This window comes from Halomonas rhizosphaerae, assembly GCF_030012485.1.
GTDB lineage: Bacteria > Pseudomonadota > Gammaproteobacteria > Pseudomonadales > Halomonadaceae > Halomonas > Halomonas rhizosphaerae.
In genome coordinates, this window is record NZ_JASCQQ010000003.1 from 243,158 (window position 1) to 251,102 (window position 7,945).

Sequence of the window (7,945 nt, forward strand, 5' to 3'; positions counted from 1 at the left end):
ATAGCGTTCGGCGGCCGCCTCGTCGTCGGGCAGGTAGAGCGGTCCCTTCTGGCCGCATCCGGCCAGGGTCAGGCCCAAGGCCACTGCCAGGGGGGCGAGGCGGCGCATCAGGCCTGGCCCGCCAGGGTCGCCAGGGCGTCACGGGCCCGCTGGGCCGCGGCGCGCACCTGGTCCGGGGCGGTGCCGCCGATATGGTTGCGGGCGGCCACCGAGCCCTCCAGGGTCAGCACCTCGAAGACGTCTGCCTCGATGGTGTCGGAGAACTGCTTGAGCTCCTCGAGGCGCATCTCGGACAGGTCCTTCTGTTCCTTGAGGCCGAAGGCCACGGACTGGCCGACGATCTCGTGGGCATCGCGGAAGGCCACGCCCTTGCGCACCAGGTAGTCGGCGAGGTCGGTGGCGGTGGAGAAGCCACGGCGGGCGGCCTCGGCCATGCTGGCCTTCCTGGGCTCGATGGCCGGCACCATGTCGGCGAAGGCGCGCAGGCACCCCTTGACGGTATCCAGGCTGTCGAACAGCGGCTCCTTGTCTTCCTGATTATCCTTGTTATAGGCCAGCGGCTGGGACTTCATCAGGGTCAGCAGGCCCACCAGGTGGCCGTAGACCCGGCCGGTCTTGCCGCGGACCAGCTCCGGCACGTCCGGGTTCTTCTTCTGCGGCATGATCGAGGAGCCGGTGCAGAAGCGGTCGGGCAGGTCGATGAAGTCGAACTGGGCGCTGGTCCACAGCACCAGCTCCTCGCTCATGCGCGACAGGTGCATCAGCAGGATGCTGGCGAAGCTGGTGAACTCGATGGCGAAGTCGCGATCGCTCACCGCATCGAGGCTGTTCTCGGCGGGGCGCTCGAAGCCCAGCAGCTCGGCGGTGACATGGCGGTCGATGGGGTAGGTGGTGCCGGCCAGCGCCGCCGCACCCAGCGGCATCACGTTGACGCGCTTGCGGCAGTCGAGCAGACGCTCGTGGTCGCGGGCCAGCATTTCCTGCCAGGCCAGCAGGTGGTGGCCGAAGGTGACCGGCTGGGCGGTCTGCAGGTGGGTGAAGCCGGGCATGATGGTGTCGGCCTCGCGGTCGGCCAGCGTGATCAGCCCCTCGCGCAGGCGGGCCAGCTCGGCGCCGACCACGTCGATCTCGTCGCGCAGGTAGAGGCGGATGTCGGTGGCCACCTGATCGTTGCGCGAGCGGCCGGTGTGCAGCTTCTTGCCGGTGATGCCGATCTTGTCGGTGAGCCGTGCCTCGATGTTCATATGCACGTCTTCCAGGGCGACCGACCAGGCGAACTCGCCGCGTTCGATCTCGCCGCGAATCTCGCCGAGGCCCTCGATGATGGCATCGCGCTCCTCGTCGGTCAGCACCCCGACCCGGGCCAGCATGGTGGCATGGGCGACCGAGCCCTGGATGTCGTGGAGGGCGAGGCGCTGGTCGAAGTCGACCGAGGCGGTGAAGCGTTCGACGAAGGCATCGGTGGGCTCGCTGAAGCGGCCGCCCCAGGACTGGTTGGTGCCGGGGTTCGGTGAACTAGGGCTCATCGGGCTGGGCATCCTGCTAGACGATTGCGGTGGGTGACGGCCGGCGGGCCGGCCGCAGCGCCGCCGGGGCGGTGCTGCCTTGACATGGCGGAAAGTGTACCAGAGTCCGTGCGGCTGGCGAGGGGCGGCAGCGGGAGGCCTGCGTGACACGACGCGATTTTTCCTGCCTTGCGCGGTGCTTTATGATGAGGGATATCCATGTCATCACCGGGCGGCGGCACAACGCGCGCCAACGGTAGGCAACCCGGTACGGGAGAACCACGTGCAAGCCATCAATACCCTGCGTATCGCCACCCGCAAGAGTCAACTGGCCATGTGGCAGGCCGAGCATGTTCGCGACCGGCTGATGGCCGCCCATCCCGGCCTGAAGGTGGAGCTGGTGGCCATGTCCACCCGCGGCGACAAGATTCTCGACACGCCGCTGGCCAAGGTCGGCGGCAAGGGGCTCTTCGTCAAGGAGCTGGAGGAGGCGATGCTCGACGGCCGCGCCGACATCGCCGTGCACTCCATGAAGGACGTGCCCATGCACTTTCCCGAGAGCCTGGGGCTCTCGGTGATCCTCGAGGGCGCCGAGCCCACCGATGCCTTCATCTCCAACCACTACGCCTCCCTGGACGCGCTGCCCGAGGGCGCGCGCATCGGCACCTCGAGCCTGCGCCGCGGCCTGCAGATGCGCGAGGCGCGCCCCGACCTCGAGGTGCTGAGCCTGCGCGGCAATGTCCAGACCCGCCTGGGCAAGCTCGACGATGGCGAGTTCGACGCCATCCTGCTGGCCACCTCCGGGCTCCGGCGGCTGGGGCTCGATGATCGCATCACCATGGAGCTGCCCCCCGAGGTTTGCCTGCCGGCCTGCGGCCAGGGCGCGCTGGGCATCGAGTGTCGCCTGCACGACCCCGAACTGCTCGCGCTGCTCACTCCCCTTGACGATGCGACCACGGCGACCCGCGTGCGCGCCGAGCGTGCCATGAATACCCGCCTGGAGGGGGGGTGCCAAGTGCCCATCGGCGGTCATGCGGTGTTCGAGGATGACGGCCAGACCCTGTGGCTGCGTGCCCTGGTGGGCAATCCGGAAGGGACTCGGGTGCTGCGTGCCGAGGGACGCGGCTCCCTGCATGAGCCGGAGGCCCTCGGCATTCGTGTGGCCGAGGAGCTGCTCGACCAGGGCGCCGGCGAGATCCTCGCCGAGGTCTACGGCGCCGGCTGATGGCGGACCTGCCGGTACTGATCTCCCGGCCGGGCGAGCGGGCCGGGCCCTTGGCCGCGGCCATCGAGGCCCGGGGCCTTCCCGTCATGCGCCTGGACGTCATGCAACTCGAGCCGCTGGCGGAGGCTCCGGCGACACGGATTGCCTGGCTGGACATCGACCACTTCCACAAGGTGGTGGTGGTGAGCCCCTTCGCGGCCGAATGCCTGGTCGAGGCGCTGGATCGCTACTGGCCGCAGCTGCCGGTCGGCATCGACTTCTATGCCGTGGGGGCCTCCACGGCCGCCCTGCTGCACCGGCGCCTTGGCGTGCGGGTCCATGTGCCCTCGCCGTCGGCCGGCGAGGATACCAGCGAGGCGCTGCTGCGGCTCGCCTCGCTGCAGGCCCTCGGGGAGCGGCGCGTGCTGCTGGTGGCTGGCGAGGGGGGGCGTCCCCTGATCGCCGATACCCTGGCGGCACGCGGCGCCCGGGTGACCCGCCTGGCGGTCTATCGTCGTCGCCTCCTCGATCCCGATCCCGCCATGCAGGCGCGGCTCGCCGCTGGCGAATATCGTGCGCTGGTGGTCAGCAGCGGAGAAATCCTCGAACATCTGGCAAGATGGTGCACAGACGCCGCCTTGAACCAACCGCTAATCGTTTCCAGTGCCCGGTTGGCTACACTGGCCGGCAGGCTGGGGTTTCTTTTTCCCGTCGTGGCGTCGGGTGCCACGCCTGCCGCCCTGGCGGTCGCGGTCGCCAGGAGCAGCGCCCCGGAGGAGGCCGATGTCGATCATGATGATCTCGAAAAGGGCTAGCGACAGATGAGCAAGCAACCACACGATCAGGACGAACAGCAGGCGCCCTCCGGCGCGGAATCGGCGAGCTCGGGGGGCGAGGCCGGCAAGCCGACCGCTTCCGGCAGGCGCCGATCGCGTCGCTACGACAAGGCCGGCGGCAAGCAGGCCGCCGGCGCGACGCAGGGCAAGCCGGACGCCGCGCAGGCGCCTGCAGGCGGCGGTGAGGCCGGCGCCGGGAAGACCGCTTCCAGCGCCGACGACACGTCCGCCAGTCGTTCGGAACAGGGCGACAAGCCGGCATCCGGCAGCGACAAGTCCGCTGCGGCGAAGCCTGCCACAGAAAAACCCGCCGCGAGCCAGCAGGCGGCCAGCGCCAAGCCCGCTGCCCCGAGTGGCAGTGCCGCCAAGCCCAGCAAGGCCGACACGTCGGCCAAGGCCGGCAAGGGCGCTGGCAGCGGCGGGTCGACCGCCCCGGCGGGTGGTGGTGCGTCCGGTGGCACGACCGGCACCTCCGCCGGTAATGGCGGCAAGGGTGGTGGCAAGGCCGGTGTCCTGGCCCTGGTGCTGGTGATCCTGCTGGCCATCGGGGTGGGGCTGTTCGGCTGGCAGGCCTGGCAGAAGCTCGATGCCCAGCAGCAGCGCCTGGCCTCGCTGCCCGGTGACGTGGCCAGCCAGTCGGACCTCGGCGAGCTGCAGGGGCAGCTCGAGAGCGCGGAGAGCGAGCGTGACGCGGCCCTCGACTCGGCCCTGTCTGAGCTGCGCGGCGAGTTCTCCGACTATCGCGGCAGCGTCGACGAGACCCTGGACAAGGTGCTCGACGAACTCTCCCGCGAGCAGGACACCGACGAGCGCGACTGGCTGCACGCCGAGGCCGCCTACCTGCTGCGCCTGGCCAACCAGCGTCTGCAGCTGGAGCGCGATGTCGAGGGCGCCGCCGCCCTGCTGCGCACCGCCGACGAGCGGCTCATCGAGGCCGACAACCCGGCCCTGGTGCCGGTGCGACGCGAGATCGCCTCCGAGCTGGCCGCACTGGATTCGGTACCGCGGGTCGACCGTACCGGGCTCTACCTGGCGCTCAACGCCCAGCAGGAGCAGCTCGCCGGCCAGCCGCTGGCCCAGGAGATCGAGGAGATCACCGCCGACGCCGCCGCCCTCGAGGAGGCCCCCACGGGGGGCTGGCAGGAGCAGCTGGCGCGCTTCGGCGGCGAGCTCAAGGAGCTGGTCACCGTGCGCCAGCACGACCAGGCCCTGGAGGCGCTGATCTCGCCGGAGCAGGAGTCCTACCTGCGCCAGAGCGTGCGCCTGGTGCTCGAGCAGTCCCAGCTGGCGCTGCTCAAGGAGGAGCAGGAGCTCTATGAGGCCAGTCTCGACAAGGCCCTGGCGCTGATCCGCGGCTACTACGATACCGAAGCCAGCGGCGTCCAGTCAGTGATCGAGCGCCTCGAGGAGCTCAAGCAGCAGAGCATCCGTCCGGAGCTTCCCGATATCAGCGGCTCCCAGCAGGCGCTGGCGACCTTCATCGAGCGGCGCTTCGAGGGTCGTGACGACGGCCAGGGAGATGACGCATGAGAAAGCTGATCCTGATCGTGGTCCTGGGCCTGGCGCTCGGGGCGCTGTTCGGCCAGCTGATGATGTCGGTGCCGGGCTACTGGCTGGTGCGGGTGGGCGACACCTCGTTCCAGACCTCCTTCTGGTTCGGCCTGGTCCTGCTGCTGGCCGCCTTCATCGTGCTGCACTTCGCCCTGCGACTGCTGATGCGCCTGACGCGACCGGTGAGCCGCTTCAAGGTGTGGAATAGCCGTGCCCGCAACCGCACCGCCATGAAGCGCACCGTGCGCGGCCTGGTGGCGCTGGCCGAGGGCCGCTGGAAGAAGGCCGAGAAGTCGCTGGTCAAGGCGGCCGACGACTCCAGCACGCCGCTGGTCAATTACCTCTCGGCGGCCCTGGCGGCTCACTACCAGGGGCGCTACGAGCAGGCCGACACCCTGCTCAAGCGCGCTCACCTGAGTACCGAGGGGGCCGACACCGCGGTGGGCATGATGCAGGCCCAGCTGATGCTGGACCGCCAGCAGTACGAGGAGGCGCTGGCGATCCTCACCCGCCTGGACCGTCACCTGCCCAATCACCCCCAGGTGCTCAAGCAACTCAAGCAGGCCTATCTCAGCGTCAGCGACTGGGATGGCCTGCGCCGCCTGATGCCCCGGCTGGCGGCCCAGCAGCTGATCTCCCGCGAGGAGCGCGAGCAGCTCGAGCTGCGCGCCTACCGCGAGCTGATCGGCCAGGAGGCGCGCAACCCCGGCGACATCGAGCGGGTCCGCAACCTCTGGGCGGACATGCCCGACCACCTGCGCACCAACACCGACCTGATCGTGCTCTATGCCGAGGCGCTGGTGCGGGGCAACGAGGAGGGCATCGCCGAGCGGCTGCTGCGCCACTCGCTCAAGGAGCACTGGGACAGCCGCCTGGTGCTGCGCTACGGCCTGCTCGACGTGGATGCTCGCAGGCAGCTGGTGGTGGCCGAGAAGTGGCTGCAGGAGCGGCCCAACGACCCGGACCTGCTGCTGACCCTGGGGCGCCTGTCGCTGCGCAACGCCTACTGGGGCAAGGCCCAGGAGTACTTCGAGGCGAGCCAGCGCCAGCGGCCCAGCGGGGTGGCCTGTGCCGAGCTGGCCCGGCTCTATGCCAACCTGGGCGAGCACCAGAAGAGCCAGCTCTTCTACCGGCAGAGCGTCGAGCTGCTCGACAAGTCGCTGCCCTCCCTGCCCCAGCCGAGCGAGGAGCCGCACGAGGAGAAGAAGAGCAAGACGGCCTGAACGGTCCGCCGCCGGACCGGCCAGTGATCCACTCTCCAGGGGGCGCCCAAGGGCGCCCCTTCTGCTGCCTGGTCGTCCGGTATCCAGGCATTAGACCTTTTTGTATACCCTGATGGCGCCCCGGGTGTTGTCCAATCGGTCAAGAATTGCCTACCCTAGTCGGCGACAGACCTTCCACACCACGACCCACAACAACAACGGGACCCCGCCATGGAACAGACAACGACCGCTGCCGCCTCGCCCGCCGCCGCCGCCCCGGGTGGGCGCTGGATCGAGCGCTACTTTCGTGTACGCGACCGCGGCTCCTCCCTGCGCACCGAGGTGCTCGCGGGCATCGCCACCTTCCTGGCCTCGATGTACATCATCGTCGTCAATCCGGCGATCCTCTCGGATGCCGGCATCCCCTTCTCCGCGGCCCTCTCCGCCACCGTGTTGATCAGCTTCATGAGCAGCCTGGCCATGGGGCTCTATGCGCGCAATCCCATCCTGGTGGCCCCCGGGATGGGCATGAATGCGCTCTTCACCTACACCCTGGTGCTGGGCGCCGGCCTCTCCTGGGAGGTGGCCCTGGGCTGCGTCTTCTGGTCCGGCGTGCTGTTCGCGGTGCTGGCGATGTTCAATGTCCGCCAGGCGATCATCGAGGCGATCCCGGCCTCGCTGCGCTACGCCATCACCTGCGGCATCGGGCTCTTCATCACCTTCATCGGCCTGAAGAACGCCGGCTTCATCGTCGGCAGCGAGGCCACCCTGGTGACCCTGGGCAACTTCGACGCGAGCCTGGTGACCTTCTTCATCGGCCTGATGGCCACCGCCATCATGGTGGTGCTGCGCTTCAACGGCGCGCTGATCCTCGGCATCGCCCTGACCACCCTGCTCTCCGCCCCCATGGGCCGCCTGTGGGGCGAGGAGGTCATGGTGGAGTGGAGCGGCCTGGCCGCCTGGCCCGACTTCAGCGCGGTGATGCAGGTGGATATCTGGGGGGCGCTGAAGGTGGCCTACCTGCCGTTCATCTTCGTGATGCTGTTCACCAACTTCTTCGACGCCCTCTCCTGCTTCATGGCGCTCTCCGAGTCGGCGGACCTCAAGGACAAGGACGGCAACCCGCGCAACCTCAAGCGCTCCATGACCGTGGATGCCTTCGCCTCGATGATCGCCGCGCCGCTCGGTACCAGCGCGGCCCAGACCTTCATCGAGTCCGGCGCCGGGGTCGCCCAGGGCGGGCGTACCGGCCTGGTGGCGGTGACCATCGCGCTGCTCTTCCTGCCCTTCCTGTTCCTCTCGCCGCTGCTCTCGCTGGTGCCGGGCATTGCCACGGCCCCGGCCCTGGTGCTGGTGGGGCTGTTCATGCTGGCGCCGGTGGCGAAGATCGACTGGGCACGTGCCGAGGAGGCCTTCCCGGCCTTCCTGGCGATCATCCTGATGCCGCTGACCTACTCGATCACCCTGGGGATCGCCTTCGGCTTCCTCTCCTTCGTGCTGATCAAGCTCTTCACCGGGCGCATGGAGGCGATCCGCCCGGCCATGTGGGTCTCGGCGGCGCTCAGCGTGCTGATGCTGGTAACCACCCACTGAGGCGGCGTCGCTGATTGCCCGAGACGCCAGCGGGGCTGCCGAAAGGCAGCCCCG

Annotated in this window: 6 protein-coding genes and 1 pseudogene; 5 read left to right on the forward strand and 2 right to left on the reverse strand. The window is 69.2% G+C overall.

Annotated elements, in window-relative coordinates:
- Nucleotides 1-3: 3 nt before the first annotated feature.
- A pseudogene (gene lptM, locus QLQ86_RS20130) lies at nt 4-108 on the reverse strand (LPS translocon maturation chaperone LptM); the annotation flags it as partial.
- A complete protein-coding gene (gene argH / locus QLQ86_RS01385) occupies nt 108-1,526 on the reverse strand; it encodes an argininosuccinate lyase (RefSeq protein WP_282815673.1) in 1,419 nt (472 codons plus the stop codon). The gene argH and the pseudogene lptM, both read right to left, overlap by 1 nt.
- Before the next feature lie 262 nt (nt 1,527-1,788).
- Here argH and hemC point away from each other — a divergent pair, with 262 nt between their 5' ends.
- From hemC to QLQ86_RS01410, 5 genes are all read left to right on the forward strand, one after another.
- Entirely contained in the window at nt 1,789-2,730 is a 942-nt protein-coding gene (gene hemC, locus QLQ86_RS01390) for a hydroxymethylbilane synthase (RefSeq protein WP_282734100.1), read from the forward strand.
- A complete protein-coding gene (locus tag QLQ86_RS01395; protein WP_282815674.1) occupies nt 2,730-3,524 on the forward strand; it encodes a uroporphyrinogen-III synthase in 795 nt (264 codons plus the stop codon). Before hemC ends, QLQ86_RS01395 begins: the two co-directional genes overlap by 1 nt.
- 6 nt (nt 3,525-3,530) lie before the next feature.
- Nucleotides 3,531-5,075, forward strand: coding sequence for a uroporphyrinogen-III C-methyltransferase (locus QLQ86_RS01400; protein ID WP_282815675.1), 1,545 nt, complete (start codon nt 3,531-3,533; stop codon nt 5,073-5,075).
- Nucleotides 5,072-6,319, forward strand: coding sequence for a heme biosynthesis HemY N-terminal domain-containing protein (locus QLQ86_RS01405; protein WP_282734103.1), 1,248 nt, complete (start codon nt 5,072-5,074; stop codon nt 6,317-6,319). The genes QLQ86_RS01400 and QLQ86_RS01405 overlap by 4 nt, the downstream gene beginning before the upstream one ends.
- 210 nt (nt 6,320-6,529) lie before the next feature.
- The gene (locus QLQ86_RS01410; protein ID WP_282815676.1) at nt 6,530-7,891 is read left to right on the forward strand and encodes an NCS2 family permease; all 1,362 of its coding nucleotides are present in this window, start codon (nt 6,530-6,532) and stop codon (nt 7,889-7,891) included.
- Nucleotides 7,892-7,945: the final 54 nt, after the last annotated feature.